Source organism: Agromyces soli (assembly GCF_022811605.1).
Lineage (GTDB): Bacteria > Actinomycetota > Actinomycetes > Actinomycetales > Microbacteriaceae > Agromyces > Agromyces soli.
This window is the reverse complement of sequence record NZ_CP094533.1, coordinates 3,408,442-3,434,928: the sequence shown is the minus strand read 5'-3', so window position 1 is coordinate 3,434,928 and position 26,487 is coordinate 3,408,442. Positions and strand designations below refer to the sequence as shown.

Genomic DNA, 26,487 nt, shown 5'->3' with positions numbered 1-26,487 from the left:
AGCGGGTACCGGTGCCAAGCGGCTGAGAAGCGGCGGCACGTCGCGAGGCGGGACCGCTCGCGGCTCAGACCCGTTCGCGCGGGACGACCCGGTCGGCGATGCGGGCGATCGCGCTCTGCGGGGGCGTCTCGTTGTAGCGGCCGGCGAGCTCCTGGCCGCTCAGGGCGTGGATCGCGGCCATGATCTCGTCGGTCGCCGCCCGCCGGGCCTTGCCGGACTCGGCACTGCCGTGCACGGAGAGGTCGAGCGGCTCGCCGAAGCGCACCTGCACCGGCCGGATGCGAGGGAATCTGGCACCCACCGGCTGGATCTCCTGCGTGCCGACGAGCCCGACCGGCACGACGGTCGCGCCCGTGGTGAGCGCGAGCCACGCGACGCCCGTGCGGCCCTTGTAGAGGCGGCCGTCGAGGGAGCGGGTGCCCTCCGGGTAGAGCGCGAAGGCGTTGCCGCCCTCGAGGATGCGACGGCCGAGATCGAGGGCCTCCTGCGCCTGCGAGCCGGCGCCGCGCTCGACGCTGACGGCCCCGATCGAGCCGAAGAAGGTGCGCGAGACCCACCCCTTCAGGCCCTTCCCGGTGAAGTAGTGCGACTTCGCGAGGAACTGCACGGGCCGGGGCGCGGCGAGCGGGATCACGATGCTGTCGATGAACGAGAGATGGTTCGAGGCCAGGATGACCGGCCCGCGTCGGGGCACGTGCTCGCGGCCCGTGATCTTCGGCCGGTAGACGATCGCCACCAGGGGACGGAGGATGCCTCGCACGATCGTGTACAGGGGCCCGGGGCGCTTCGGCGCAGCAGGGACGGCTTCGGCCTCGATCTCGCTCACCAGACGAGCGTAGGGCCATCCGTATGCGGCTGTCGGCATACCCCCGAACCCGGGCGGCGAGGCGTCGTCGGCCCTAGGGTGGAGGCGTGCGCAGCGTGATCATCCTCGGCTCATCCGGTTCCATCGGCACCCAGGCGCTCGACGTCATCCGCGCCAATCCCCGCCGCTTCGAGGTCGTCGGCCTCGCGGTCGGCTCCGATCGGGCGACCCTCGAACGGCAGGCCGCGGAGTTCGGGGTCGAGCACACCGCGGTCGGCATCGAGGAGGCCGAGCAGCTCGTGCGCGACGTCGACGCCGACGTCGTGCTGAACGGCATCACCGGCTCGGTCGGCCTGGGCCCGACGCTCGCGACGCTCCGGCGCGGCGCGACGCTCGCGCTCGCGAACAAGGAGTCCCTCATCGTGGGCGGCGATCTCGTGACCGGGCTCGCAGCTCCCGGCCAGATCGTGCCGGTCGACTCCGAGCACTCCGCCATCGCGCAGGCGCTGCGCTCCGGCACCGACGACGAGGTGCGCCGGCTCGTGCTCACCGCGTCCGGCGGACCGTTCCGCGGCCGGAGCCGCGACGAGCTCGAGGCGGTCACGCCCGCCGAGGCGCTCGCTCACCCGACCTGGGACATGGGGCTCGTCGTCACGACGAACTCCGCGACCCTCGTGAACAAGGGTCTCGAGGTGATCGAGGCGCACCTGCTCTTCGACGTCGACTACGAGCGGATCGACGTCGTGGTGCATCCGCAGTCCATCGTGCACTCGATGGTCGAGTTCATCGACGGCTCGACGATCGCGCAGGCCTCGCCGCCCGACATGCGGCTGCCGATCTCCCTCGGCCTCGACTGGCCGAATCGGGTGGGGTCCGTCGGCCGGCCGCTCGACTGGACGCAGGCGCAGAGCTGGACCTTCGAACCGCTCGACGACGCGGCGTTCCCCGCCGTGCGCCTCGCGAAGCAGGTGGGCCGGGCCGGGGGCGAGTACCCGGCCGTGTACAACGCGGCCAACGAGCAGGCGGTCGCGGCGTTCCACGCCGGCCGCATCGGCCTCCTCGACATCGTCGACACCGTGCGCGAGGTCGTCGAGCAGCACGAGGCCGCCGGCACGCTGACCCTCGAGTCGCTCGCCGCGGCCGAGGCATCCGCCCGCCGCTCGGCCGACGCGAGGATCGCACGCCGCTCAGCGGATCGATAGCCGCCGCCCAGCGGCCTCCGAGCGGATCGCAGTACGCTTCACCCCGTGGAATCCGTGCTCGCCTTCGTCATCGGCGTCGTCATCATCGTGATCGGCCTCGGCCTGTCGATCGGCCTGCACGAGATCGGGCACCTCGTGCCGGCGAAGCTCTTCAAGGTCAAGGTGACGCAGTACATGATCGGCTTCGGGCCGACCATCTTCTCCCGGCGCAAGGGCGAGACCGAGTACGGCGTGAAGGCGATCCCGCTCGGCGGCTACATCTCGATGATCGGCATGTTCCCGCCCGGCAAGAGCGGGCAGACGAGGGCGGACTCCACCGGGTTCTTCCGCGGCCTCGTGCAGGACGCCCGCGACTCCAGCGCGGAGTCGATCACGCCGGGCGACGAGGACCGCGCCTTCTACCGGCTGCCGGTGTGGAAGCGCATCATCGTCATGTTCGGCGGGCCGTTCATGAACCTGCTGCTCGCGGTGCTCTTCTTCGGCATCCTCTTCATGGGGCTCGGGATGCCGGAGCCCTCGACGACCATCGGCAGCGTGAACGCCTGCGCGCTCCCCGCGACGAGCGAGCGGCAGACGTGCGAGAGCGGCGACCCGCAGGCGCCCGGCGCCGAGGCGGGGCTGAAGCCCGGCGACCGGCTCGTCTCGATCGACGGCACCCCGATCACCAGCTGGGCCCAGTCGACGGCGCTCATCCGGGAGCACCCGAACGAGGCGATGACCTTCGTCGTCGAGCGCGACGGCGCCGAGCGCGAACTCACCGTCACCCCCATGCTGAGCGAGCGCTACGCGCTCGACGAGCGGGGCGAGGTCGTCACCGGGGCGAACGGGCAGCCCGAGACGATCTCCGCGGGCTTCGTCGGCATCGGCGCCGCGAACCACCGGGTCGCCCAGTCGCCCGGCACGACCCTCGAGGCGGTCGGCCAGCAGATCTCCGGCGTCGCCGGCATCATCGTGAACCTGCCGCAGCGCATGATCGACGTGGCGAACGCGGCGTTCGGGCCGGGGGAGCGCGACCCCAACGGGCCGATCTCGGTCGTCGGGGTCGGCCGAGTCGCCGGCGAGATCGCGACGATCGACACGATCCCGCTCGTCGACAAGGCGGCCGGCATGATCGGCATCCTCGGATCGCTGAACGTTGCCCTGTTCGTCTTCAACCTCATCCCGCTCCTCCCGCTCGACGGCGGCCACATCGCGGGAGCGCTGTGGGAGGCGATCCGTCGCGGCTTCGCGAAGCTCTTCCGCCGGCCCGACCCGGGCCCCGTCGACCTCGCGAAGCTCATGCCGCTCACCCTCGGGGTCGTGGTCGTCGTCGGCGCGATGAGCGCGCTGCTGATCTACGCCGACCTGGTCAAGCCGGTGACGCTGCTCTGAGCCGGCGGCACCGCAGGGGACCAGCGCGCACCGGGATGGCCCGGGCGTCTCGACGGCTACGCCGGCGGGAGTACGGGAGCCGCCTCCCGTGGGCGGATCCGGACGGGATGGCGCGGGGCTACGATCGGGACATGCCCGTGCCTCCGTGGGACGACCAGGCTGCGCGGCAGGGCCCTCCGCCCGCCGTCGTGCTGCTCCTGCCCGTCGTGCTCAGCCTGCTCGTGCAGGTGCCGGCGGCGATCGGCATCGCCGTCTGGACGGCCGCGCCCCCGGCGCTCGCCGCGCTGCAGATCGGCCTCGCCGCGGCCGGCGGCCTGGCCCTCCTCGCCTCGCGGCGCTGGCCCGGGCCGACCGTCGTGGTCGTCGCCCTGCTCGCGCTCGCCGCGGTGCTCACCGGTCCCGACGTCGGGCCCCCGTCCCTCGCGCTCGCGTTCGCGATCGTGCTGGCGATCGTGCGCGGCGCCGCGGTCTGGGCCGCGAGCGCGGTCGGCGTGGCTTGGGTCGTCGCCGTCGCGCTCGGGCCGGTGACGGGGCACGCCTGGTCGCCGTTCCGGGTCGCCGCGACCACCGCGGGGCTCGGGCTCTGCTTCGCGATCGGCTGGTTCGCGCGCCGCCGACGGGAACGGGCGAGCGCCTTCCGGGAGGCGGTGGCCCGGCGACGACGCACCGCGGAGGAACGCGAGCGCGTGCGGATCGCCCGGGAGCTGCACGATGTCCTCGGCCACGCGCTCTCGCAGATCAACGTGCAGGCGAGCGTCGGACTGCACCTCATGGACCGCGACCCCGAGCAGGCGCGGACCGCGCTCGCGAGTATCAAGGGCGCCTCCAAGACCGCGCTCGAGGAGGTGCGCAGCGTGCTCGGCGTGCTCCGCGAGGGCGAAGCGCCGCTCGCGCCTCAGGCCGAGCTCGCGCAGCTGCCCCGGCTCGTCTCGGAGTTCGCGGTGCCCGGGCTCACCACCAGCCTGGACGACCGGCTGGGCGGCGAGGTGCCGGCCCGACCGACGCAGTTCGCCGCCTACCGCATCGCCCAGGAGGCGCTGACGAACGTCGCCCGGCACGCCGAGGCGAGCCGCGTCGAGCTGCGCCTCGAGCGCGACGGCGAGGTCTTCGTGCTCACGGTCGACGACGACGGCGTCGGGCTCTCCGCCAACGCCGCCGAGGCGACGACCGGCGCGATCGCGCTCGGCGACGGGCTGGAGGCCGGCCGCGGCCTCCTCGGCATGCGTGAGCGCGCCGCGTTGCTCGGCGGCACCGTCGACTTCACGGCGGCGCCGCACGGCGGCACCCGGGTCACCGCCAGACTGCCGTGGGGTGCGCCGCGATGAACGAGTCGACCGCCGCCACCGCACCCCGGACGATCCGCGTCGCCCTCGCCGACGACCAGCTGCTCGTGCGCGCCGGCTTCCGCGCACTCCTCGACGCCGAGCCCGACGTCGAGGTCGTCGCCGAGGCGGCCGGCGGCCGGGAGCTCCTCGCCCGGCTCGGGGAACACGCGGTCGACGTCGTGCTGATGGACATCCGGATGCCGGACGGCGACGGCCTCTGGGCGACGGAGCAGATCGCCGCCGATCCCGCGCTCGCCGGGGTGCGGGTCGTCATCGTCACCACCTTCGAGCTCGACGAGTACGTGGCGCGGGCGGTGCGGGCCGGGGCGAGCGGCTTCCTCGTGAAGGACACCGAGCCGGTCGACCTCATCCGCGCCGTGCGCGTCGTCGCCGCGGGCGAGGGGCTGCTCTCGCCGGGCGTGACGCGGCGGCTGCTGGAACGGCTCTCCACGGGCCTCCGCGAGTCCCCGCGCAGAGCGGAGCTCGACGTGCTCACCGAGCGGGAGCGCGAGGTGCTTCGCCTGGTCGGCCTGGGCCTCTCGAACGAGGAGATCGCGGCCCGGCTCGTGCTCAGCCCGCTGACCGCGAAGACGCACGTCTCTCGGATCATGTCCAAGGTCCACGCCCGCGACCGGGTGCATCTCGTGGTGCTCGCCTACGAGACCGGGCTCGTCGCGCCGGGCTGGCAGGACCCGGCCGGCTGATCGGTCGCCGATCTTCGCCGGCCGCCACGCGTCCGGCCGGAGGGGCCTGCTCCCGGGGGAGCAGTCGAGGTGTCTCCCACCGGCGGATTCGCGGGACGCCGCCGACGGGGAGGCTCGAATCGGAGCGGCCCACTCGGGGTCGACCGGATCGCAAAGGACCCACACCATGCTCACCACCACCCTCGCAGCGGCCGTGGCCGCGCACGCCGGCCCCTGGGCCGCCGGATTCGGCTGGGTGTTCTTCCTCATCCCGCTGTTCTGGATCCTCGTCTTCGTGCTCCTGTTCGGACTGCTCGGCCGTCGCTGGCGTCGTGCGGCCTGGGCGCAGGGCGGCGGCTACGGGCCACCGTGGGCCCGCGGCGCGAGCGCCGAGCAGACCCTGGCGGAGCGTTTCGCGAAGGGCGACATCGACGAGCAGGAGTACCGCGCTCGGCTCGAGGTGCTCCGCGCGAACCGGCCGAACGGCTGAACCCGGATGGCGGGCGCCGCGGGCGCCCGCCATCCGCTCCGCCTCAGCGCTCGAGGATCTCCTCGAGCGCGAGGCGCTGGTGGCGGTGGCCGACGGTCTCGTAGCCGACCACGACGACGAGGGGCGCGAGCGCCGCGATCAGGATGCCGACGGGCAGGCTCGCCCCCGCGGCGACGGCGACGGCGGCGAGCGCGAGCATCGCGAGGCTGCCGAGGTACAGGCCGATGTGGAACGGGTCGAAACGACCGAGCAGGAACGAGTACAGGGCGAACAGCATCGTCAAGAACACCGCGACCGGGATCACGACGGTCGCGAGCGCGGCCAACTCGGAGATGGCGACCTCGTCGGCGATCGCGTTCGCGGCGACGTGGAGGCCCGCGCCGGTCGCCGCGAGCGCGCCGAACACGAGCATGTGCCCGTAGCCCCAGACGAAGGAGCGCCGCGGGAACACGGCGAGCAGCGTGCCCGACGGCATGGTGAAGTAGCTCCACCAGAGTCCGAAGGCGAGCAGGACTCCGCCGAACGCGACGATCACGGCGTCGGCCGACCACCCCTGCTCCTCGACGACGGCCGAGATCGCGAGGATCGTGCCGAGCACGATCTCACCGAGGGTGATGATGACGAGGAGCGAGTAGCGCTCGGCGATGTGGTGCGGATGCCACGGCGTGCTGCCGCCGCGGCGCTCGGCCAGCAGCGGCACGAGCATCTCCGCCACGCCGAAGAGCACCATGAGCCAAATCGCCACGGCGAACGGCGGGTACACGAGGATCTGCACGATCCAGGCGATCTGCACAATGCCGAGGAGCCCGGCGTAGCGGAGCGCCGTGCGCCGATAGCGCGGGTCGTGCCGGGCGACGCGCAGCCAGAGCGCGATCGTCGAGACCCGCATCACGACGTAGCCCGCGATCATGATCCCGTTCTCGACGTGCGCACCCTCCTCGATGGAATGGAAGAACGGCGGCAGGCCGAGCGCGAGGACCAGCACGCCGAGCATCTGCACCATCGTGGCGATGCGGACGAACACGTCGTCGTTGTCGAACGCGCTGGCGAGCCAGGAGTAGTTGATCCACGCCCAGCAGATCGCGAAGACGGCGAGGCCGAAGGCCAGCAGGGCCGGGCCGAAGCTGCCGATGCCGAGCAGGTGCGCCGCCTGGGTGCCGGCCTGGCTGAACGCGACGACGAGGGTCAGGTCGTAGAGCAGCTCGAGCGGCGTCGCCGCCCGGTGCTGCTCCTCGGGGTCGCGGCCGACCATCCGGCGCAACCGGTGGTCGAGCGGCTGGTGGGCGGTCGAGGTCATGCGCACATCGTCGCACGGTGGGCGGGAACGGCGACAGCCCCCGGATCGGCGGCGATCCGGGGGCTGTCAGGGTGCTCGGAGGGTCAGCGGGAGAGCAGCAGCGCCTCGCCCTGACCGCCGCCGCCGCAGAGGGCGACCGCGGCCCGCCCACCGCCACGGCGCGAGAGCTCGAGCGCGGCGTGCAGTGCGAGCCTCGCGCCGGAGGCGCCGATCGGGTGGCCGAGGGCGATGGCGCCACCGTGCACGTTCACCCGCTCGTGGTCGAGCTCGAGGTCGCGGGCGGACTGCAGGGAGACGGCGGCGAAGGCCTCGTTGATCTCGACGAGGTCGAGCTCGCCGGCCGTCCACCCCGCGCGTGCGAGCGCCGCCTGGATGGCGTTCGACGGCTGGGAGTGCAGCGAGTTGTCGGGGCCGGCGACCTGCCCGGCGGCGCCGATCACGGCGAGCCAGCCGAGGCCGCGCTCTTCGGCCCAGCTGCGGCTCGCGACGACGACCGCCGCCGCGCCGTCCGACAGCGGCGAGGAGTTGCCGGCGGTGATCGTGCCCTCGGCGGCGAAGGCGGGGCGCAGCTTCGCGAGCACCTCGACGGAGGAATCCGGTCGTACGCCCTCGTCGGCGGAGACGGTGACCGGCTCGCCCTTGCGCTGCGGGATCTCGACGGACACGATCTCGTCGTCGAACACGCCCTCGGCCTGGGCGCGGCCCGCCCGCACGTGCGAGGCGGCGGCGATCTCGTCCTGCTCGGGGCGGCCGATGCCGTAGCGGCCGTTGATCCGCTCGGTGGAGGCACCCATCGACTCGCGGTCGAAGGCGTCGGTGAGTCCGTCGTGCGCGGCGTGGTCGAGGAGCTCGATGCTGCCGTACGTGTGCCCGGCACGCGAGCCTGGGAGCAGGTGCGGCGCCTTCGTCATGGACTCCTGGCCGCCGGCGACCACCACGCTCGCCTCGCCCAGTCGGATGAGGCGAGCCGCGTCGGTGATCGCGACGAGGCCGGAGAGGCACACCTTGTTCAGCGTCGTCGCCGGCACGCTCCACGGGATGCCCGCGGCGACGGCGGACTGCCGGGCGGGATTCTGCCCGGCGCCGGCCTGCAGGACCTGGCCCATGATGACGGCGTCGACGTCGTCGGGGGCGACCCCCGCGCGCTCGAGCGCGCCGCGGATCGCGACCGTGCCGAGCTCGACGGCGCTGCGGCTCGCGAGGTTGCCGTTGATGCGGGCGAACGGGGTGCGGGCGCCGGCGATGATGACGACGTCTTCGGTGCTCATGGTGGGTGGACTCCTTCGTCGGGGCGCGGGCTTGCGCGACCTCACCATTCTACGGTTCAGTTAACGGTGATTCACCGGAATCGCGGCGGACGGCCCGATTTCCGGCGGTCGACGTGACGAGGAGGTCGCGACATGACGCTCGACAAGACCGTGCCCGATGCCGCGGCGGCGGTCGCCGACATCCCCGACGGCGCTTCGCTGGCCGTGGGCGGCTTCGGCCTCTGCGGCATCCCGATGGTGCTCATCGACGCCCTGCTCGCACGCGGGTCGCGTGAGCTCGCCGTGGTGTCGAACAACTGCGGCGTCGACGACTGGGGGCTCGGCGTGCTGCTCGCCGCCGGGCGCATCCGCAAGATGACGTCCTCGTACGTGGGCGAGAACAAGGAGTTCGAGCGGCAGTACCTCTCGGGGGAGCTGGAGCTCGAGCTCACCCCCCAGGGCACGCTGGCCGAGAAGCTCCGCGCCGGGGGAGCCGGCATCGCCGCCTTCTTCACGCAGACTGGCGTCGGCACGCAGGTCGCCGAGGGCGGGCTGCCGCAGCGGTACTCCGCGGACGGGGGGATCGCCGTGGCCTCCGCCCCGAAGCCGGTGCAACGCTTCGACGTCCGCGGCGAGCTGCGCGATTTCGTGCTCGAGGAGGCCATCACCACGGACTTCGCGCTCGTGCACGCGAAGCGGGGCGACCGGCACGGCAACCTCGTGTTCGACAAGTCGGCGCGCAACTTCTCGCCGCTCGCCGCGATGGCCGGGCGGATCTGCATCGCCGAGGTCGAGGAGCTCGTCGAGCCCGGCGAGATCGACCCGGACGCGGTGCACCTGCCGGGGATCTTCGTGGACCGCGTCGTCGAGGTGGGCCCCGACGTCGAGAAGCGCATCGAACGGCGCACCGTGCGAGAGGAGCACTGAGATGGCGCTCAGCAGGCTGGAGATGGCGGCCAGGGCCGCGCGGGAGCTCGCCGACGGCTCGTACGTGAACCTCGGCATCGGGCTGCCGACCCTGGTGCCGAACTACGTGCCCGACGGGGTCACCGTGGTCCTGCAGTCCGAGAACGGGATCCTCGGCGTCGGCCCGTACCCGCGCGAGGACGAGGTCGACCCGGACCTCATCAACGCGGGCAAGGAGACGGTGACGGTGCTGCCCGGCGCCGCGTTCTTCGACTCGGCGACGAGCTTCGGCATGATCCGCGGCGGCAAGGTCGACGCCGCGATCCTCGGCGCGATGCAGGTGTCCGCGACGGGCGACCTCGCGAACTGGATGATCCCCGGCAAGATGGTGAAGGGGCCTGGCGGCGCGATGGATCTCGTGCACGGCGCCCGTCGCCGGATCGTGCTCATGGAGCACGTCGCGAAGGACGGCTCGCCGAAGATCGTGCGCGAATGCTCGCTGCCGCTCACCGGGCGCGGCGTCGTCGATCGGATCATCAGCGACCTCGCTGTGATCGACGTCACGCCCGATGGGCTGCGGCTCGTGGAGCTCGCGCCGGGGGTCACTGCCGAGGAGGTCGTCGCCGCGACGGAGCCGCCGCTCGACGTCAGCGCCGTCGCGCACTAGCGCGGATCCGGTGCCGACGGAAGGGGCTGCGGCATCCCGCCGGGTTCCGCCAGAATCGCAGGGTGGAACGCCCAGCATCGCCCGTACAGCTGAGCCGCGCCGCGTGGTGGGTCGCCGCCCGCCGCACGGCCCGCACCTTCTTCGAGGGCAACGGCATCGACCGCGCCGCCGCGCTCGCCTTCTTCAGCGTGCTCGCGCTCTTCCCCGCGGTGCTCGTGACCGCGTCGATCCTCGCGCTCGCCGGCCAGGAGGGACGCGCGCTCGGCGCGGCGATCGATCTGGCGGGCGATGTGCTGCCGCGCGAGACGGTCGCCTTCCTCAGGGAACGGCTCGGCGAGTTCGCGGTCTCGCCGGCGGCGACGCTCGGCGTGGTCACCGGCGCGGTCGTCGCGCTCTGGACCGCCTCCGCGTACGTCACGGCCTTCGGTCGGGCCATGAACGACGTCTACGGCGTCGAGGAGGGGCGGCCGATCTGGAAGCTGCGCGGGGTGCAACTGCTCGTCACGGCGGGGTTCCTGGCCCTCGTCTCCGTCATCGTGCTGCTGCTCCTGCTCGGCGGCGGGATCGCCACGGCGGTCGCCGAGCAGCTCGGCGCGGGCGAAGCGGTCCAGCTCACCTGGGCGATCGTGCGCTGGCCCCTCATGTTCGCGGTGCTCGTCTGCCTGATCGCGCTGCTGTACCGGGCGACGCCGAACATTCGGCAGCCGAGGTTCCGCTGGCTGAGCGTCGGCGCCGTCGTGGCGATCGTGGTGGTCGCGGGGGCCTCGGCGGCCTTCGCCTGGTACCTCACGGCGTTCGCCGACTACGACCGGGTCTACGGTTCGCTTGCCGGAGCCGTGGTCTTCCTGGTGTGGCTGTGGCTGGTGAACGGCGGTCTGTTGATCGGTGCCGCGTTCGATGCCGAGCTCGAGCGCGCACGGGAACTGCAGGCTGGCGCTCACGCCGAGGATCGCATCCTCCTGGAGCCGCGCGACACGAGTCGGATCGCGCGCAACGCCGAGCGGATCGCCGCCGAGCGGGAACGGGCGCGGCGGCTGCGACGAGACGCTCCGTGAGCCGTTACCGGATCGTGCTCTCCGGTCGCTGTCCAGGAATGAATGCGTCCAGCAGAATGTGATCGACGGGCGGGGGATGCCCGGAGAGGCATGGTGGGGGATGCGCCGGACGCGCGTGGGGATCATCGGGGTCGTCGTCGCGGCGGCGCTCGTGCTGACGGGGTGCGCGGCGGAGCCGGCGCCCACTCGTGCCCCGAGCCCTCCGGCGACGCCGGTCGAGACACCGACGCCGACGCCGAGCGCGGACCCGCTCGCCTCCGTCGACGCGCTCGTCGTGCGGCCGACCGTGCTCGAACTCCGCGCGGGCGAGGAGGTCGTCGAGACGCTCGACTACATGTCGGAGCCGGCGGCCGCGGTGGCGACGCTCACCGAGCTCTTCGGCCGGCCGCCGGTCGACGAGGAGTACGACGGCGGCAATCACCGGCCGGACGGCATCTTCCACGCGTGGGGCGACTTCGTCCTGGACGAGCGGTTCTACGACGAGGAACGCCGGCAGCGCGACGGCTACGACTGGCTCGTCTGGCCCCGCTTCGCGGTCTACTTCGACGGCCCGGCCGCCGAGGGGATCGCGCTCCGCGCGCACGACGGTTCGCAGGCGGGCGAAGCCTGGTCGGCGCTCGCCGAGCGGCCGTCGTTCGACCCGGAGCTCTGGGTCTGCGTCGGCACCTCGATCGAGGCGGAGACGATCGAGGTGCCCGACGATCGAGCGGATCGCGTGAACGTCGTCGCGACGGAGGACGAGGAGGACGGCACCGTGCGCTGGATCGGCGCCCCCGAGATGGAGGCGGAGGGCTGCGCCTAGCGCGACGACCGTGACGCCTCGGGAGTTCGCTGCGCTCGGCCGCGACCCAGCCGGGCGGAACTAGACTGCAAGACGTGCCTGCAGTGAATCTCGGAATGCCGAAGGTCCCCGAAGTCCTGGCCGCGCGACGCAAGTCCCGCCAGATCAAGGTGGGCAAGGTGCTCGTCGGCGGCAACGCCCCGGTGAGCGTGCAGTCGATGACTACGACGCCCACCACGAACATCAACGCGACGCTGCAGCAGATCGCCGAGCTCACCGCCTCCGGCTGCGACATCGTGCGCGTCGCGGTGCCGAGCCGCGACGACGCCGAGGCGCTGCCGATCATCGCGAAGAAGAGCCAGATCCCCGTGATCGCGGACATCCACTTCCAGCCGAACTACGTGTTCGCCGCGATCGACGCCGGCTGCGCCGCGGTGCGGGTGAACCCCGGCAACATCCGCAAGTTCGACGACCGGGTCGGCGAGATCGCGGCCGCGGCGAAAGCCGCCGGCGTCTCGCTCCGCATCGGCGTGAACGCGGGGTCGCTCGACCCGCGGCTGCTCGAGAAGTACGGCAAGGCGACGCCCGAGGCGCTCGTCGAGTCGGCGGTGTGGGAGGCCTCGCTCTTCGAGGAGCACGACTTCCACGACTTCAAGATCTCCGTGAAGCACAACGACCCCATCGTCATGGTGAAGGCGTACCGGCTGCTCGCCGAGCGCGGCGACTGGCCGCTGCACCTCGGCGTGACCGAGGCGGGGCCGGCGTTCCAGGGCACCATCAAGAGCGCGACGGCCTTCGGCATCCTCCTCGGCGAGGGCATCGGCGACACCATCCGCGTCTCCCTCTCGGCCCCGCCGGTCGAGGAGGTCAAGGTGGGCCTGCAGATTCTGCAGTCGCTGAACCTCCGCGAGCGCAAGCTGGAGATCGTCTCCTGCCCGTCGTGCGGGCGGGCGCAGGTCGACGTCTACACCCTCGCGAACGATGTCACCGAGGGGCTCAAGGACGTCACCGTCCCCCTTCGCGTCGCCGTGATGGGCTGCGTCGTGAACGGCCCCGGCGAGGCTCGGGAGGCCGACCTCGGCGTCGCGAGCGGCAACGGCAAGGGCCAGATCTTCGTCAAGGGCGAGGTGATCAAGACGGTGCCCGAGGCGGAGATCGTGCAGACCCTCATCGCCGAGGCGCAGCGCATCGCCGAGGAGATGGGCGGGGATGCCCCGACGGGCGCCCCGACGGTCGTCACCGTCTGATCCGCGCTCCGCGTCGAACGACCCCCACTCGGGTGCCCCGAGCTGGGGGTCGCTCCGTGTGCGCCAGGGGTGGAGAATCGGGGCACTCCCTGATCTGAGAAAACCTCACAGATTAGTACCGTGATGGCGTGAACCGGGACGCCGCGCCGGTACCGCCTCCGCCCCGTTCCGGGAATCGCCGAACCCGATTGCCGCCCGCCCGGGCGGCTGCACGAATGGAGCGATACCCATGTCCATCCGAACGCGCGCTCGCGCGCGGCTCGGCGTCGGCCTCGGTGCCGGTGCCGCGCTCGCCGCGCTGAGCCTCCTGATCGCGCCGCTCGCGGCGCAGGCCGAGGAGCCGGCACCGGCCGACCCCGCGGCCGTCACGGCCCCCGCCGATCCGGCGCCCGCCGAGCCGGCGCCCGACCCCGCCCCCGCGCCCGCCGATCCCGCACCCGCAGCCGAGCCGGAACCCCCAGCCGAGACCGCTCCCGCACCGGAATACGAGCCCGCCGCAGCGCCCGAACCGGCGCCCGCGCCGCCCGCGGTCGTCGTCGCCGAGCCGGGCACCACCGCCGAGGAGTCCCTCGCCGATCCTGTGGCGGAGCCGACCGTGACGCTGTTCCCGGGCGCGAGCACGCCGGCGGCGACGGGAACGAAGGCCGCCGCAGCACCGCTCGCCGCCCCCGCGCCGGGCGACCCCTGCTATCCGGCCGTCTGCATCGACAACGGCACGATCCTGCTCGCCGTGAACCCGACGGGCGAGCTCAACACCTCGAACGCCGCCGGTTCGAAGGCCGGCCCAGGGGACGCCGGGCTCGACTACCTGCCCACCAACAACGACGCCACCTCGCCCGGATGCCTCTGCGAAGGCTGGGGCGTCGCGGATCCGGCGAGCGGGGTCTGGGGCGGGGCGAACCTCGACACCGAGGGGCCGGGCGGCACGAACCTCGTGCTCGAGTCCTTCACGCACACCGCCTCGACGGCGACCTCGGTCGTCGTGATCCAGGACGCGGAGGCCCGCCCCGTGTTCCGGGTCACCCATCAGTACGTGCCCTCGACCGCCACGAAGAACCTCTACCAGGTGAACGTGACCATCGAGAACTTGACGGGGGAGACCATCGCCACCGTGAAGTACCGGCGCGTCATGGACTGGGACATCGAGCCGACGGCGTTCAGCGAGTTCGTCACGATCGACGGCGGCTCGGCGAGCGCTCTCGCGTACTCGAGCGACGACGGCTTCGCGAGCCCGAACCCGTTGGCCGGGCCCAGCTCGATCCGCTTCGAGGGCAACGCCGTCGATGACGGCCCCGCCGATCACGGAGCGCTGTTCGACTTCGCCTTCGGTCCGCTCGGTCCCGGCGGCTCGCTCAGCTTCGTGATCTTCTACGGGGCGGCGGCGAGCGAAGCGGAGGCGCGGGCCGCGCTCGCCGCGGTCGGCGCCGAGGCCTACTCCTTCGGCCAGACGAGCAGCGATCCGAGCGGCGGCACGCCGAACACCTTCATCTTCGCCTTCGGCAAGGTCGGCGGTGCGCCGATCTTCCCGAACGAGGGTGAGGAGCCCGAACCGGTGCCGGTGCCCGCTCCGGTCGTCGTGCCGGCCGCGCCCGTCGCGGTCCCGGCGGCGGAGGTGGAGGTCGCCGCGGTCTCCGCCGACGAGCTCGCCTCGACCGGCGCCGAGCCGGCCGGTGGCCTGCTCGCCGCCGCGCTGCTCGCGTTCGCGGGGATCGGGCTCGTCACGACGGCAGCGCTGCGCCGCCGCCGGGCCTGAACCCGACCGAGCCGGAGCGGATGTCGGCGTGCTCCAGCACGATCGGCATCCGCTCGCCGGCTCCAGGCATCGGCCGGCCGGCCGGTGCCCGGCAGTTCGCGGTGACCGCCGGCTCGTCCAGTTGCACGACGAGGCGGTCCTCGCCGCGCACCTCGACGACGGTCGCCTCGAAAACCTCGCCGACCCGGTCGGCGAGGAGCGCCGCCTCGACCCGGTCGAGGGTCGCCTGCTCGAGCCGGCCCGCGCGAGCGGCGGAGGCTTGCATGAGGGGCGGCAGCTCGGGCAGGCTCTCACGGAGCCACGTCGGCACCGGACGGCCCTCGGCGATCGCGAGGCTCGCGACGAGCCCCCAGCGGTCGACGAGCCGGCGGATCGGCGCCGTGACGTGCGCGTACGGCGCGGCGATCGCGGCCTGCCCGGGATCGGCGGGCGGAGTGCCGTCGAACACCTCGTAGCCGGCGCCGCGGAACAGCGAGGCGGCGGCGCGCAGCACCGGTCCGGTGCGCGGGTCGCGGCGGTCGAGGCTGCGCAAGTACTCGCCGTAGGCGAGCCGCTCCGGCCAGGGCAGCCCGAGCGCCGCCGTCCGGATGCGGAACGCCGCGATCGCCTCGGCGTCCGGCGGCGGCATGGTCCGCAGCACCCCGACGCCGCCGTCGAGCATGAGCCGGGCGGCCGCGATGCCCGTCATGATCGAGAGCTGCGCGTTCCAGGTCTCCACCGGCAGGGGCAGTCGCCGCTCGATGCGGTAGCCGCCCTGCTCGTCCCTGACGACCTCCTCGTCCGGCAGGTCGAGGCTCGCGCCGCCGCGCAGCCGTTCCTGCTCGAGCCTGGCCGCTCCGAAGGCGGGCAGTTCGGCGAGCGGGCCGGCGTGCTCGCCGGCGTCGACGGCGCGCTGCGCCGACTCGTAGTCGAGCTGCGCCCGTGAACGGACGAGCGCGCGCTCGAGACCGGTGCGCAGGACCTCGCCCTGCCCGTCGAGCTCGAAGGACCAGACGTAGGCGGTGCGGTCCTCGCCGGGCAGGAGCGACGCGCGGTCCACCCCGATGACGGGCGGATGCAGCGGGATCATGCCGTCGGCCGCGTACAGGCTCTGCCCGCGGCGGCGGGCTTCGGCATCGACCGCGCCGCCCGGGCGGACGAACGACGGCACATCGGCGATCGCGTAGCGGACGAGCCATCCGCCGCGCCTCCGCGGCTCGATCAGGAACGCCTGATCGAGATCGCGCGCCCCGGCCGGATCGAGCGTGACGAACGCCAGCTCGCGGAGGTCGCGTGCGGGCACGGGGTCGGCGGGGCGCGCCGCATCGGCCTCCGCGAGCACCTCGGGGGAGAACTCGCCGGGCAGCTCGAGCTCCGTGCGCAGCGCGTCGAGGGCCTCGGCGAGCTCGCTCTGCGCGGTGGACGGGGCGAGGTGCGTGCGTCGGGCCGGCATGGGGCCAGCCTACGAGCCGACCGGGCGCGCTGAGCGAGCTCGCCGCTCGCAACTAGACTCGTCGGGTGCCCACACGTCTTACGAACTTCTTCCTCCGCACCCTCCGTGAAGACCCCGCCGACGCCGAGGTCACGAGCCACAAGCTGCTCGTCCGCGCCGGCTACATCCGGCGCCAGGCGCCGGGCGTCTTCGCGTGGCTGCCGCTGGGCCTGCGGGTGAAGGCGAAGATCGAGCGCATCGTCCGCGAGGAGATGACCGCGGCCGGGGCTCACGAGGTGCACTTCCCCGCGCTGCTGCCGCGCGAGCCCTACGAGCTCACGAACCGCTGGACCGAGTACGGCGACGCGCTGTTCCGGCTGCAGGACCGCAAGGGCGCCGACTACCTCCTCGCGCCGACGCACGAGGAGGCCTTCACGCTGCTCGTGAAGGACCTGTACTCCTCGTACAAGGACCTGCCGCTCACGATCTTCCAGATCCAGGACAAGTACCGCGACGAGGCCCGGCCCCGCGCGGGGCTCCTCCGCGGCCGCGAGTTCACGATGAAGGACGCCTACTCCTTCGACGTCGGCGACGAGGGGCTGGATGCCTCGTACCAGGCCCAGCGCGACGCGTACGAGCGCATCTTCACGCGGCTCGGCCTCGAGTACGTCATCGTGCAGGCCGACGCCGGCGCGATGGGCGGTTCGAAGAGCGAGGAGTTCCTGCACCCGACGCCGGTCGGCGAGGACACCTTCGTGCGCTCGGCCGGCGGCTACGCGGCGAACGTCGAGGCGTTCACGACCGTCGTGCCGGACCCCATCCCCTTCGACGGTCTGCCGGCCCCCGTCGTGGTCGACTCGCCGAACACGCCGACCATTCAGACGCTCGTCGACCTCGCGAACGCGGAGGTGCCCCGGCCCGACGGCCGCGCCTGGACCGCGGCGGACACCCTGAAGAACGTCGTGCTCGCGCTGACCCGGCTCGACGGCAGCCGCGAGCTCGTCGTCATCGGACTGCCCGGCGACCGCGAGGTCGAGATGAAGCGCGTCGAGGTCGCCTTCGCGCTGGCCGAGGTCGAGCCCGCCACCGAGGCCGACTTCGCGAAGCACCCCGGCCTCGTCAAGGGCTACATCGGCCCCTGGTCCGAGGACGGCGCGGTGCTCGGCGAGGAGTCGGCCACCGGCATCCGCTACCTGCTCGACCCGCGCGTCGTCGACGGCACCGAGTGGATCACCGGGGCGAACGTCGACCAGAAGCACGTCTTCGGGCTCGTGGCCGGCCGCGACTTCGTCGCCGACGGCACGGTCGAGGCCTCCGACGTCCGCGACGGCGACCCCGCGCCCGACGGCTCCGGCCCGGTGGAGATCGCCCGCGGCATGGAGATCGGCCACGTCTTCCAGCTCGGCCGCAAGTACGCCGAGGCGCTCGGCCTCAAGGTGCTCGACGAGAACGGCAAGCTCGCCACCGTGACGATGGGCTCCTACGGCATCGGCGTCACCCGCATCCTCGCGATCATCGCCGAGCTGAACAACGACGAGAAGGGCCTCGTCTGGCCCGCCGCGGTCGCGCCGTTCGACGTGCACGTGCTCGCGACGGGCAAGGACCAGGCCGCCTTCGAGGCCGCCGAGCGGATCGTCGCCGCGCTCGAGGCGAGCGGACGCGAGGTGCTCTACGACGACCGCCCGAAGCTCTCGCCCGGCGTGAAGTTCGCCGACGCCGAGCTCATCGGCGTGCCGAAGATCGTGATCGCGGGCCGCGGCGTCGCCGAGGGCGTCGTCGAGCTCTGGGACCGCGCGAGCGGCGACCGCGTGCAGGTGCCGATCGACGGCGTCGTCGCCGCGCTCGACCAGGACTGAGGCGGCTCGCACGGGCGCGGCGGGCGATGATCGCCGCGCTCCGTGCGAGGCTGGAGGCATGAGCCTCACGCCCGCCGACGCCCCGAGTCTGCCGCCCGAGCTGCAGGGCGCCGTCGACGAACTCGTCGCCGAGGCCGGGATCTCCGCGAACCGCTCGCTGATCGAGCGGATCCTCGTCACCGGCCTCCACCTCGGCACCGATCCGACCGATCGGCTCGACCTCAAGATCACCGCGGCCGCGCTCGAGGAGATGCGCGCCGCCTTCCGGCTGTTCGCACCCTATGCGGACGTGCCGAAGGTCACCGTCTTCGGCTCGGCGCGGACGAGGCCCGACGATCCGGGCTACGCGCAGGCGGAGCAGGTCGCCGCGGCGCTCGCCGAGCAGGGCTGGATGGTCGTGACCGGCGCCGGCCCCGGCATCATGGAGGCCGCGACCAAGGGGGCGGGGCCCCATCGCTCGCTCGGCGTGTCGATCCGGCTGCCCTTCGAGGAGAGCCCGAACCCGGTGCTCGTCGACCCGAACCGCGTCGCGATGAAGTACTTCTTCACCCGCAAGCTCATGCTCGTGAAGGAGTCGCGCGGCTTCGTCTGCCTCCCCGGGGGCTTCGGCACGCTCGACGAGACGTTCGAGCTGCTCACCCTGCAGCAGACGGGCAAGGCGGAGCCGGTGCCGATCGTGCTGCTCGACCGGCCGGGCGGGCACTACTGGCGCGGGCTCGCGGAGTTCGTCGAGGGCGAGCTCGCCGCCGGCGGCTTCATCGCGCTCGACGATCTCGATCGGGTGCTCATCACCGAGGACCCCGTGCGGGCGGTCGACGAGATCGTCGGCTTCTGGCGCAACTACGACTCGCTCCGCTGGGTGGGCGGCCGCCTCGTGCTGCGCCTTCGGGCCGAGCCGAGCGACGCCGAGATCGCGGAGCTCAACGAGCGCTTCGCCGGGCTGCTGGCGGGCGGCAGGATCGAGCGGGTCGCCCCGTTCGCCGTCGAGCGCAACGACGACGACCGGATCGAGCTGCCGCGGCTGGCGCTCGAGCTCGTGCCCCGGCAGGTGGGGGAGTTGCACCGGCTCATCCGCGCCATCGACGAGTTGCCGAGCGCGCCGGCCGAGCCTCCGCTCGGCGTCTGAGCCGGCGCGGCACCGGGCGCGGACGGCGCGGTACTGACCGGGCGGTCGATCCGGTACCCTGGGATCTCCGCCGAATCGGCGGGAAGAGCTGAATAGAGGAGGCCGGCGATGGATATCGACCTCAGCATGCTCCGCATGGTGGAGCGCGAGAAAGAGATCCCGTTCGACGAACTGGTGCAGATCATCGAGCAGGCGATCCTGATGGCCTACCTCAAGCACAGCAATCCGAATCAGCACGGGCACGCCAATCCCAACGGCGCGCGTGCCGAGCTCGACCGCAAGAGCGGGCACGTCGCGATCTTCGTGCCCGAGCTCGACGAGGAGGGCAACGTCATCGGCGAGGCCGAGGACACCCCCGACGACTTCGGCCGCATCGCGGCGTACGCCGCGAAGCAGGTCATCAGCCAGCGCCTCCGCGACATCGCCGACGACGCCGTGCTCGGCGAGTTCCGGGGCCGCGAGGGAGACATCGTCGCCGGCGTCATCCAGCAGGGCCCGAACCCGAAGATGGTGCACATCGACCTCGGCACCGTCGAGGCCATCCTGCCCCCCGAGGAGCAGGTGCCCGGCGAGGAGTATCCGCACGGCCAGCGCGTGCGCGTCTACGTGACGAGCGTCGCGAAGGGCGCGAAGGGCCCCTCGATCACGGTGTCCCGCACCCACCCGGCGCTCGTGCGCAAGCTGTTCGCGCTCGAGGTGCCCGAGATCGCCTCCGGCGTGGTCGAGATCGTCTCGCTCGCCCGCGAGGCGGGACACCGCACGAAGATCGCGGTGCGCGCCACCCAGCCCGGCGTGAACGCGAAGGGCGCGGCGATCGGCGAGCTCGGCCAGCGCGTGCGCGCGGTCACCGCCGAGCTCGGCAACGAGAAGATCGACATCGTCGACTTCTCCGACGACCTCGCGACCTTCGTCGCCTCGGCGCTCTCGCCCGCGAAGGTGACCCGGGCGTACGTCGTCGACGAGACGCTGCGCGCCGTGCGCGCGCTCGTGCCCGACTACCAGCTCTCCCTCGCCATCGGCAAGGAGGGCCAGAACGCGCGCCTCGCGGCGAAGCTCACGGGCGCGAAGATCGACATCCAGCCGGACACGGCCGAGTAGGGAACCGCGTCGGCTCCTCCGTCGCGTCCCGGCGCGACGGAGGACGTGGCCCGGGGGTGTAAGATGGAACCCGTCAGAACGTGCATCGGTTGCCGTGCGCGTGCCCCGCGATCCTCACTTCTGAGGGTCGTTCTCCAAGATTCCCACCTCGTCGCAGATGCGGCAGCGGTGCGTCCTGGGCGGGGCGCGTGGCTGCATCCGACGCGCGAGTGCTTCCTGCTCGCTGACCGGCGCCGCGCCTTCGGGCGCGCGCTCCGATTCACGGGCTCGCTGGACACCAGCGACATACAGAACAGGCTGAACGGCTAATGGACCACTAATGAGCGGCTCGAAATGAGACCCGTCCACTAATCGGTCTGCCCCTGTCCGGGCGCAGACCCGGAACAGGAGAGTTGTGGCTGCCAAACCACGCGTACACGAGATCGCCAGCGAGCTCGGGGTCGACACCAAGATCGCCCTCGAGAAGCTGAAGGAACTGGGCGAATACGTCAAGGGCCCGTCCTCGTCGATCGAACCCCCCGTCGCCCGCAAGCTCAAGGCCGCCCTCGAGGCCGCCGGAGCCGCCGGCACCGCTGCGCCCGCCGCAGCGCCGAAGCCCGCGGCGGCGAAGCCGGGCCCCAAGCCGGGCCCGAAGCCCGCAGCGACCCCCGAGCCGGCCCCCGCCCCCGCGGGCGAGGCCCCGCTCACGGTGGCCGAGCGCCAGGCGCAGGCCGAGAAGGCCGCGGCCGAGAAGGCTGCTGCCGAGAAGGCCGCCGCAGCGCAGGGCGCCGAGCAGGCGCCCGCGGCCGAGCAGCCCGCCGGCGACGCCGTCAAGCCCGGCGGAGCGCCCAAGCCCGGTGCCCCGCGCCCGGCCGGCCCGAAGCCGGCCTCCTCGCGTCCGGGCAACAACCCGTTCTCGAGCTCGCAGGGCATGGGCCAGCGCCCCGCGCAGCCCCGCCCGGGCAACAACCCGTTCTCGAGCTCGCAGGGCATGGGCCAGCGCCCGAGCCCCGGCAACATCCCGCGCCCGCAGGCGCCTCGTCCCGGTTCGCCGCGCCCCGGCGCCCCGCGTCCCGGCGGTGCTGGTCGTCCCGGCGGTCCCGGCCGTCCCGGTGGTGGCGGCGGCTTCCGTCCCGGTGGTGCTCCCGGCGGCGCAGGCCGTCCGGGCGGTCCCGGTGCCGGTGCCGGCGGCTTCCAGCGCCCCGGCGGCGGCTTCGGCGGCCCGCGTCCCGCGGGTGGCGGCGGTCGCGGTCGTGGTCCCGGCGGCGGCACGGCCGGCGCGTTCGGCCGCGGTGGCGGCAAGAGCAAGGCGCGCAAGTCGAAGCGGACGAAGCGGGCAGAATTCGAGATGCGGGAGGCTCCGTCGCTCGGCGGCGTGAGCGTGCCCCGTGGCGACGGCTCGACCCCGATCCGTCTGCGCCGCGGCGCCTCCATCTCGGACTTCGCCGACAAGATCGATGCGAACCCCGGTTCGCTCGTCACCGTGCTGTTCCACCTCGGTGAGATGGCGACGGCGACCGAGTCGCTCGACGAGGCCACCTTCCAGGTGCTCGGCGAGGAGCTCGGCTACAAGATCCAGATCGTCTCTCCGGAGGACGAGGACCGCGAGCTGCTCGAGGGCTTCGACATCGACCTCGACCAGGAGCTCGAGGACGAGACCGACGAAGACCTGGCCCAGCGGCCCCCGGTCGTCACCGTCATGGGTCACGTCGACCACGGTAAGACCCGACTGCTCGACGCCATCCGCAACGCGAACGTCGTGTCGGGCGAGGCCGGCGGCATCACCCAGCACATCGGTGCGTACCAGGTGCACACTCAGCACGAGGGCATCGACCGCGCGATCACCTTCATCGACACCCCGGGTCACGAGGCGTTCACCGCCATGCGTGCCCGTGGTGCGCAGGTGACCGACATCGCGATCCTCGTGGTCGCGGCCGACGACGGCATCATGCCGCAGACGGTCGAGGCGCTGAACCACGCCCAGTCGGCGAACGTGCCGATCGTGGTCGCCGTGAACAAGATCGACAAGCCCGAGGCGAACCCCGCCAAGGTTCGTCAGCAGCTCACCGAGTTCGGCCTCGTGGCCGAGGAGTACGGCGGCGACGTCATGTTCGTCGACGTCTCGGCTCGTGAGGGCGTCGGCATCCAGGACCTGCTCGACGCGGTGCTCCTCACCGCCGACGCGGGGCTCGACCTGCGGGCCAACCCCGACAAGGACGCCCGCGGCGTCGCGATCGAGGCGAAGCTCGACAAGGGCCGCGGCGCCGTGGCGACCGTGCTCATCCAGTCGGGCACGCTCAAGGTCGGCGACGCGATCGTCGCGGGCACGGCCTACGGCCGCGTCCGGGCGATGAGCGACGAGAACGGCGATCCGGTCGAGGCCGCGCTGCCGTCGCGCCCGGTGCAGGTCCAGGGCCTGTCCTCGGTGCCTCGCGCCGGCGACACCTTCCTCGTGACCGAGGACGACCGCACGGCGCGTCAGATCGCCGAGAAGCGCGAGGCCGCCCAGCGGAACGCGCAGCTCGCGAAGGCCCGCAAGCGCATCTCGCTCGAGGACTTCACCCGGGCCCTCGAGGAGGGCAAGGTCGAGGCGCTCAACCTCATCATCAAGGGCGACGTGTCGGGTGCCGTGGAGGCGCTCGAGGAGTCCCTGATGAAGATCGAGGTCGACGACTCGGTCCAGCTCCGCATCTTGCACCGCGGCGTCGGTGCGATCACGGAGTCGGACATCGACCTGGCCACCATCGACAACGCGATCGTGATCGGCTTCAACGTGCGACCCGACGTGAAGGCGCGCGAGCGCGCCGCCCGCGAGGGCGTCGACGTGCGCTTCTACTCGGTCATCTACAACGCGATCGACGACATCGAGAACTCGCTCAAGGGCATGCTCAAGCCCGAGTACGAAGAGGTCCAGTCGGGTGTCGCCGAGATCCGCGAGGTGTTCCGCTCCTCGAAGTTCGGCAACATCGCCGGTGTCATCGTCCGTTCGGGCACGATCACCCGCAACGCGAAGGCGCGCGTCATCCGCGACGGCGTCGTCCTCGCGGACGGGCTCGCCATCGAGTCGCTGCGCCGGTTCAAGGACGACGTCACCGAGGTCCGCACGGACTTCGAGTGCGGTATCGGCCTCGGCAAGTACAACGACATCCAGGTCGGCGACGAGATCGAGACCGTGGAGCTGCGCGAGAAGCCTCGCGTCTGATCGAAACGGCCGGGGCGGTTCGCCGCCCCGGCCTTTCGTTCGAAAGGAGACCCTGCATCATGGCTGATCCCCAGCGCGCCAGGAAGATGGCGGACCGCATCCGCGAGATCGTCGCACGTCGGCTCGAGAAGGGGCTGCGGGACCCGCGCCTCGGCTTCGTGACGATCACCGACGTCCGCGTCACGGGCGACCTGCAGCACGCCAGCATCTTCTACACGGTCTACGGCACCGAGGAGGAGCGTCGCGACTCGGCGCTCGCCCTCAAGGCGGCGACCGGGATGCTGCGCACCGAGGTCGGTCGCAACATCACCGCGCGGCTCACTCCGTCGCTCGAGTTCATCGCCGACGCGATCCCCGAGAACGCCGAGCACATCGAGGAGCTGCTCCGCGAGGCGCGCGAGCGCGACGCGGAGACCACGGCGCTCGCCTCGGGCGCGAGCTTCGCCGGGGAGGCCGACCCCTACGTGAAGCCTCGCGTGGACGAGGACGAGGACGACGAGGACGAGGCATCCGCCGCCGTTCGGGACTGATCCCGCCCGCCGCCGTTCAGGCGTCCGGGAGGGAGTAGCCGTCCGCGCCGACGACCGCGAGGCCGTCGGCGACGAGCGAGCCGAGCGCACGCTCGAGCTGTCCGGCGTCGGCCCAGCGGGTCTCGAGCAGGGCCCGGTCGACGGGGGCGTGCGCGGCCCGCAGCTCCGCGAGCACGATGCCCCGCACCTGGCGGTCTGAGCCCTCGTAGCGGGCCTGCCGACGCTTCGGTGCGCCGTCGTCCGGGCGGCCGGCGGCGAGCCAGGCGCAGCGCGAGCGCACCGGGCACGCCTCGCAGTCGGGCGTGCGCGCCGTGCACACGGTCGCGCCGAGCTCCATCGCCCCGGCGTTGAAGCGACGCGCTGCGGCGCGCTCGACGGGCAGCTGGGCGGACATGGCGGCGAGGTCGCGCGCCGTGGAGGGGGCGCCGGCATGGGCGCGGCCGTCGATCGCGCGGGCGAGCACCCGACGGGTGTTCGTGTCGACGACGGGGTGCCGATCGCCGAAGGCGAAGGCGGCGATCGCGCGCGCCGTGTAGGGGCCGATGCCCTTGAGGGCGAGCAGCTCGTCGAGGCCGGACGGGACCTCGCCGCCGTGGCGCTCCACGATCTCCGTGGCGGCCTCGTGCAGCCAGAGCGCGCGCCGGGGGTAGCCGAGACGGTCCCAGGCGCGAACGGCCTCGGCCGGGGGAGCGGCGGCCAGCGCGGCCGGCGTCGGCCAGCGCTCGATCCATGCGGTCCAGCGGGGGAGCACCCGCGAGACCTGCGTCTGCTGGAGCATGAACTCGCTCACGAGCACCGCCCAGGGCGACACCTCGGCGGCACGCCACGGCAGGGGGCGCGCGGCGTGCGCGAACCAATCGTCGACGAGCTCGGCGAAGCTCGGCTCGGTGGGGTGTGGCATCCTCTCGAGCCTAGGCCGTGCCGGGGCGGGCCGAGGCGGTTAGGCTCGCAGTATGCGACTCGTGACGACCCCGCGAGTGACGTTCCTCCGGGACCTCGCCGACCTCGTGCAGCTGCGCACCGCCCGGGGGCGGGTGGTGGTCGCGGTCGACGGGCCGCTGCGCTCGGGCAAGACCGCGTTCGCCGACGACCTCGGCGCGGTGCTCGAGGAGCGCGGCGCGACGGTGTTCCGGGCGCGCATGGAGGGCTTCCACCGTTCGCGCGAGGCGCAGGCGGCGTTCGGCCCGGACACCGCCGCGCGCTACGTCGACTACGGCTTCGACGAGTCGGCGCTGCGTCGGGTGCTCGTCGAGCCGTTCCGGCTCGCCGGCTCGACGGGATTCGTCACGCGGGTCCGCGACGTCGGACGGGATGCCTGGGTGGAGCCGAAGTGGCTCACGGGGCCCGAAGACGCCCTGCTCCTCCTGGACGGGCGGTTCCTGCTGCGGGACCGGCTGCGTCCGCTCTGGGACTTCTCGATCGCGATCGCCGGGGATCCGGTCGACCCGGCGGACGCGATCGCCTACGCCAGGTGCGACCCGCGGCGGGTGGCGGACGTGGTGGTGGAGCTGGCCGACCCGGCGAGGCCCCGCGCGGTCTGAGCCGCGTCGAGGCCGCACCGGACGCGGCTGAGTCGCGGCCCGCTCCGGACGGCGAGCCGGTGTGACGACGGGGGCGGACGGACGCCCGCCCCCGGGCTCGCTCAGCGCTTGCGCGCCTTGACGATGCCCTCGTCGGCCTTCTCGCGCTTCTGCGCTCGCTTCTCCTTCAGCGAGAGCTGAGGCTGCTTCTTCGACGTGCTTGCCTTGGGTGACTTTCCGGCCATGATGAGCTCGCTTCCCTTCGTCAGCTGGCGGGCTTCCGGACACCATAGTCCATTTCTTGCGGGAGCGTGGTGCGGGGCAGGCGGCTTCGCACGCAGCGCCGGGAATTGCCGTTCACCAGGGAATCTGGGATGATCGTCAGTTCAATCGGAATCTTGCAGGGAGGGCAGTCGTGATGGTTCACCGCACCGCGGACGCGCCGCTGCGCGACCGCGTCGTCACCCCCGACCGCCCCGCCCGACCGCCAGGCAGCTGAGCCGAACACCCAGACGCTCAACGCCACCCGGTCGACGACCGGGTGGCGTTCTCCGTCTCCGCCGTCCACCGACCATCCGACCGCAGAAAGGACCACGACCATGACCACCACCGACCGCCTCGCAGGCCTCGACGCCGAGCAGCTGCACCGCATCGTCGTCGCGCACGAGGCCGCCAAGCGGGCCCGCTTCAGCGCCGACTACCTGCGCGCCCGGGTCACGATCGCCGGCGCCCCCGAGTTCGCGCAGGCCTCCGCCGAGTTCACCGACGAGATCATGGAGCTCATGGACCGGGTGGGCTACACCGGCGGCCGGAACACCGCGCTCGCGACCATCCGGTGGGCGCTGCTCGCCGACCGTTTCCGGGACTCGCTGAGCGACGACGAGCACCGCGCCCTCACGGCCTCGTTCGAGGCGGCGGCGGTCCCGGCCGCCTGAG

The 26,487-nt window shown here is 72.7% G+C and carries 26 protein-coding genes; 19 read left to right on the top strand and 7 right to left on the bottom strand.

All coding sequences use genetic code 11. The annotated features are described in order from the left end of the window. Window positions 1–64: 64 nt before the first annotated feature. Window positions 65–865 carry a lysophospholipid acyltransferase family protein gene (locus tag MTP13_RS16500; RefSeq protein ID WP_424221785.1) on the bottom strand — a complete coding sequence of 267 codons (801 nt, stop codon included), beginning with the start codon at window positions 863–865 and terminating at the stop codon, window positions 65–67. A 47-nt stretch (window positions 866–912) separates the two neighbouring features. Between MTP13_RS16500 and dxr the strand changes: the two genes are divergently transcribed. From dxr to MTP13_RS16475, 5 genes are all read left to right on the top strand, one after another. Then, on the top strand, window positions 913–2,007 hold the full coding sequence (gene dxr / locus MTP13_RS16495; RefSeq protein ID WP_243568745.1) for a 1-deoxy-D-xylulose-5-phosphate reductoisomerase: 1,095 nt from the start codon (window positions 913–915) through the stop codon (window positions 2,005–2,007). Between the two features lie 45 nt (window positions 2,008–2,052). Beyond that, window positions 2,053–3,378 carry a M50 family metallopeptidase gene (locus tag MTP13_RS16490; RefSeq protein WP_243568744.1) on the top strand — a complete coding sequence of 442 codons (1,326 nt, stop codon included), beginning with the start codon at window positions 2,053–2,055 and terminating at the stop codon, window positions 3,376–3,378. A 131-nt stretch (window positions 3,379–3,509) separates the two neighbouring features. Further along, window positions 3,510–4,703, top strand: coding sequence for a sensor histidine kinase (locus MTP13_RS16485; RefSeq protein WP_243568743.1), 1,194 nt, complete (start codon window positions 3,510–3,512; stop codon window positions 4,701–4,703). Then, window positions 4,700–5,407, top strand: a complete 708-nt coding sequence (locus tag MTP13_RS16480) for a response regulator (RefSeq protein ID WP_243568742.1) — start codon at window positions 4,700–4,702, stop codon at window positions 5,405–5,407. Before MTP13_RS16485 ends, MTP13_RS16480 begins: the two co-directional genes overlap by 4 nt. 166 nt (window positions 5,408–5,573) lie before the next feature. Beyond that, window positions 5,574–5,876, top strand: a complete 303-nt coding sequence (locus tag MTP13_RS16475; protein WP_243568741.1) for an SHOCT domain-containing protein — start codon at window positions 5,574–5,576, stop codon at window positions 5,874–5,876. 43 nt (window positions 5,877–5,919) lie between these two features. Here the strand turns inward: MTP13_RS16475 and MTP13_RS16470 are convergent, their stop codons facing one another. Next, window positions 5,920–7,173: a low temperature requirement protein A gene (locus MTP13_RS16470; protein ID WP_243568740.1), complete on the bottom strand. Its 1,254-nt coding sequence runs from the start codon at window positions 7,171–7,173 to the stop codon at window positions 5,920–5,922. A gap of 83 nt (window positions 7,174–7,256) precedes the next feature. Next, window positions 7,257–8,441, bottom strand: a complete 1,185-nt coding sequence (locus tag MTP13_RS16465; protein ID WP_243568739.1) for an acetyl-CoA C-acetyltransferase — start codon at window positions 8,439–8,441, stop codon at window positions 7,257–7,259. 132 nt (window positions 8,442–8,573) lie between these two features. Here MTP13_RS16465 and MTP13_RS16460 point away from each other — a divergent pair, with 132 nt between their 5' ends. The 6 genes from MTP13_RS16460 (at window position 8,574) to MTP13_RS16435 (ending at window position 14,829) form a co-directional block, all read left to right on the top strand. Next, entirely contained in the window at window positions 8,574–9,347 is a 774-nt protein-coding gene (locus MTP13_RS16460; protein WP_243568738.1) for a CoA transferase subunit A, read from the top strand. 1 nt (window position 9,348) lies between these two features. After that, window positions 9,349–9,993 (top strand): CoA transferase subunit B, encoded by a 645-nt coding sequence (locus MTP13_RS16455; RefSeq protein WP_243568737.1) that lies wholly within the window; start codon window positions 9,349–9,351, stop codon window positions 9,991–9,993. 62 nt (window positions 9,994–10,055) lie between these two features. Continuing rightward, on the top strand, window positions 10,056–11,048 hold the full coding sequence (locus tag MTP13_RS16450; RefSeq protein ID WP_243568736.1) for a YihY/virulence factor BrkB family protein: 993 nt from the start codon (window positions 10,056–10,058) through the stop codon (window positions 11,046–11,048). Window positions 11,049–11,148: 100 nt separating this feature from the next. Then, window positions 11,149–11,850, top strand: a complete 702-nt coding sequence (locus tag MTP13_RS16445; RefSeq protein ID WP_243568735.1) for a hypothetical protein — start codon at window positions 11,149–11,151, stop codon at window positions 11,848–11,850. A 95-nt stretch (window positions 11,851–11,945) separates the two neighbouring features. Further along, entirely contained in the window at window positions 11,946–13,076 is a 1,131-nt protein-coding gene (ispG, locus tag MTP13_RS16440; RefSeq protein ID WP_243570871.1) for a flavodoxin-dependent (E)-4-hydroxy-3-methylbut-2-enyl-diphosphate synthase, read from the top strand. Between the two features lie 229 nt (window positions 13,077–13,305). Next, window positions 13,306–14,829 carry a hypothetical protein gene (locus MTP13_RS16435; protein WP_243568734.1) on the top strand — a complete coding sequence of 508 codons (1,524 nt, stop codon included), beginning with the start codon at window positions 13,306–13,308 and terminating at the stop codon, window positions 14,827–14,829. Here the strand turns inward: MTP13_RS16435 and MTP13_RS16430 are convergent. Then, entirely contained in the window at window positions 14,795–16,261 is a 1,467-nt protein-coding gene (locus tag MTP13_RS16430) for an RNB domain-containing ribonuclease (protein ID WP_243568733.1), read from the bottom strand. The two genes, MTP13_RS16435 and MTP13_RS16430, sit on opposite strands and share 35 nt — an antisense overlap. 65 nt (window positions 16,262–16,326) lie before the next feature. Here MTP13_RS16430 and MTP13_RS16425 point away from each other — a divergent pair, with 65 nt between their 5' ends. The 6 genes from MTP13_RS16425 to rbfA all read left to right on the top strand — a co-directional run bounded on the left by MTP13_RS16425 (window position 16,327) and on the right by rbfA (window position 24,031). Further along, entirely contained in the window at window positions 16,327–18,096 is a 1,770-nt protein-coding gene (locus MTP13_RS16425) for a proline--tRNA ligase (RefSeq protein ID WP_243568732.1), read from the top strand. A gap of 58 nt (window positions 18,097–18,154) precedes the next feature. Beyond that, window positions 18,155–19,222, top strand: coding sequence for an LOG family protein (locus tag MTP13_RS16420; protein WP_243568731.1), 1,068 nt, complete (start codon window positions 18,155–18,157; stop codon window positions 19,220–19,222). Between the two features lie 108 nt (window positions 19,223–19,330). Further along, window positions 19,331–20,320, top strand: a complete 990-nt coding sequence (nusA, locus tag MTP13_RS16415; protein WP_243568730.1) for a transcription termination factor NusA — start codon at window positions 19,331–19,333, stop codon at window positions 20,318–20,320. A 63-nt stretch (window positions 20,321–20,383) separates the two neighbouring features. Next, on the top strand, window positions 20,384–20,629 hold the full coding sequence (locus MTP13_RS16410; RefSeq protein ID WP_243568729.1) for a YlxR family protein: 246 nt from the start codon (window positions 20,384–20,386) through the stop codon (window positions 20,627–20,629). 85 nt (window positions 20,630–20,714) lie between these two features. After that, entirely contained in the window at window positions 20,715–23,501 is a 2,787-nt protein-coding gene (infB, locus tag MTP13_RS16405) for a translation initiation factor IF-2 (RefSeq protein ID WP_243568728.1), read from the top strand. A 59-nt stretch (window positions 23,502–23,560) separates the two neighbouring features. Then, window positions 23,561–24,031, top strand: coding sequence for a 30S ribosome-binding factor RbfA (rbfA, locus tag MTP13_RS16400; protein ID WP_243568727.1), 471 nt, complete (start codon window positions 23,561–23,563; stop codon window positions 24,029–24,031). Between the two features lie 16 nt (window positions 24,032–24,047). On the opposite strand, the gene MTP13_RS16395 is transcribed toward rbfA, so the two are convergent. Further along, window positions 24,048–24,932 carry an HhH-GPD family protein gene (locus tag MTP13_RS16395; protein ID WP_243568726.1) on the bottom strand — a complete coding sequence of 295 codons (885 nt, stop codon included), beginning with the start codon at window positions 24,930–24,932 and terminating at the stop codon, window positions 24,048–24,050. Between the two features lie 52 nt (window positions 24,933–24,984). Here MTP13_RS16395 and MTP13_RS16390 point away from each other — a divergent pair, with 52 nt between their 5' ends. Next, window positions 24,985–25,572 carry a nucleoside/nucleotide kinase family protein gene (locus MTP13_RS16390; protein ID WP_243568725.1) on the top strand — a complete coding sequence of 196 codons (588 nt, stop codon included), beginning with the start codon at window positions 24,985–24,987 and terminating at the stop codon, window positions 25,570–25,572. A gap of 101 nt (window positions 25,573–25,673) precedes the next feature. Here the strand turns inward: MTP13_RS16390 and MTP13_RS18240 are convergent, their stop codons facing one another. Then, entirely contained in the window at window positions 25,674–25,796 is a 123-nt protein-coding gene (locus MTP13_RS18240) for a hypothetical protein (protein WP_279399743.1), read from the bottom strand. A 20-nt stretch (window positions 25,797–25,816) separates the two neighbouring features. Next, window positions 25,817–26,158: a hypothetical protein gene (locus MTP13_RS16385; protein ID WP_243568724.1), complete on the bottom strand. Its 342-nt coding sequence runs from the start codon at window positions 26,156–26,158 to the stop codon at window positions 25,817–25,819. Here MTP13_RS16385 and MTP13_RS16380 point away from each other — a divergent pair. After that, entirely contained in the window at window positions 26,151–26,486 is a 336-nt protein-coding gene (locus MTP13_RS16380; protein WP_243568723.1) for a hypothetical protein, read from the top strand. The genes MTP13_RS16385 and MTP13_RS16380 overlap by 8 nt on opposite strands. The last annotated feature ends 1 nt before the right edge of the window (window position 26,487 follow it).

Excerpts from the sequence above, each read along its gene's own strand:
- MTP13_RS16500 (WP_424221785.1), bottom strand. The coding sequence starts at position 865 with ATGCCGACAGCCGCATACGGATGGCCCTACGCTCGTCTGGTGAGCGAG.
- MTP13_RS16485 (WP_243568743.1), top strand. The coding sequence starts at position 3,510 with ATGCCCGTGCCTCCGTGGGACGACCAGGCTGCGCGGCAGGGCCCTCCG.
- MTP13_RS16480 (WP_243568742.1), top strand. The coding sequence starts at position 4,700 with ATGAACGAGTCGACCGCCGCCACCGCACCCCGGACGATCCGCGTCGCC.
- MTP13_RS16475 (WP_243568741.1), top strand. The coding sequence starts at position 5,574 with ATGCTCACCACCACCCTCGCAGCGGCCGTGGCCGCGCACGCCGGCCCC.
- MTP13_RS16470 (WP_243568740.1), bottom strand. The coding sequence starts at position 7,173 with ATGACCTCGACCGCCCACCAGCCGCTCGACCACCGGTTGCGCCGGATG.
- MTP13_RS16465 (WP_243568739.1), bottom strand. The coding sequence starts at position 8,441 with ATGAGCACCGAAGACGTCGTCATCATCGCCGGCGCCCGCACCCCGTTC.
- MTP13_RS16460 (WP_243568738.1), top strand. The coding sequence starts at position 8,574 with ATGACGCTCGACAAGACCGTGCCCGATGCCGCGGCGGCGGTCGCCGAC.
- MTP13_RS16455 (WP_243568737.1), top strand. The coding sequence starts at position 9,349 with ATGGCGCTCAGCAGGCTGGAGATGGCGGCCAGGGCCGCGCGGGAGCTC.
- MTP13_RS16445 (WP_243568735.1), top strand. The coding sequence starts at position 11,149 with ATGCGCCGGACGCGCGTGGGGATCATCGGGGTCGTCGTCGCGGCGGCG.
- ispG (WP_243570871.1), top strand. The coding sequence starts at position 11,946 with ATGCCGAAGGTCCCCGAAGTCCTGGCCGCGCGACGCAAGTCCCGCCAG.
- MTP13_RS16435 (WP_243568734.1), top strand. The coding sequence starts at position 13,306 with ATGTCCATCCGAACGCGCGCTCGCGCGCGGCTCGGCGTCGGCCTCGGT.
- MTP13_RS16430 (WP_243568733.1), bottom strand. The coding sequence starts at position 16,261 with ATGCCGGCCCGACGCACGCACCTCGCCCCGTCCACCGCGCAGAGCGAG.
- MTP13_RS16420 (WP_243568731.1), top strand. The coding sequence starts at position 18,155 with ATGAGCCTCACGCCCGCCGACGCCCCGAGTCTGCCGCCCGAGCTGCAG.
- nusA (WP_243568730.1), top strand. The coding sequence starts at position 19,331 with ATGGATATCGACCTCAGCATGCTCCGCATGGTGGAGCGCGAGAAAGAG.
- MTP13_RS16410 (WP_243568729.1), top strand. The coding sequence starts at position 20,384 with ATGGAACCCGTCAGAACGTGCATCGGTTGCCGTGCGCGTGCCCCGCGA.
- rbfA (WP_243568727.1), top strand. The coding sequence starts at position 23,561 with ATGGCTGATCCCCAGCGCGCCAGGAAGATGGCGGACCGCATCCGCGAG.
- MTP13_RS16395 (WP_243568726.1), bottom strand. The coding sequence starts at position 24,932 with ATGCCACACCCCACCGAGCCGAGCTTCGCCGAGCTCGTCGACGATTGG.
- MTP13_RS16390 (WP_243568725.1), top strand. The coding sequence starts at position 24,985 with ATGCGACTCGTGACGACCCCGCGAGTGACGTTCCTCCGGGACCTCGCC.
- MTP13_RS18240 (WP_279399743.1), bottom strand. The coding sequence starts at position 25,796 with ATGGCCGGAAAGTCACCCAAGGCAAGCACGTCGAAGAAGCAGCCTCAG.
- MTP13_RS16380 (WP_243568723.1), top strand. The coding sequence starts at position 26,151 with ATGACCACCACCGACCGCCTCGCAGGCCTCGACGCCGAGCAGCTGCAC.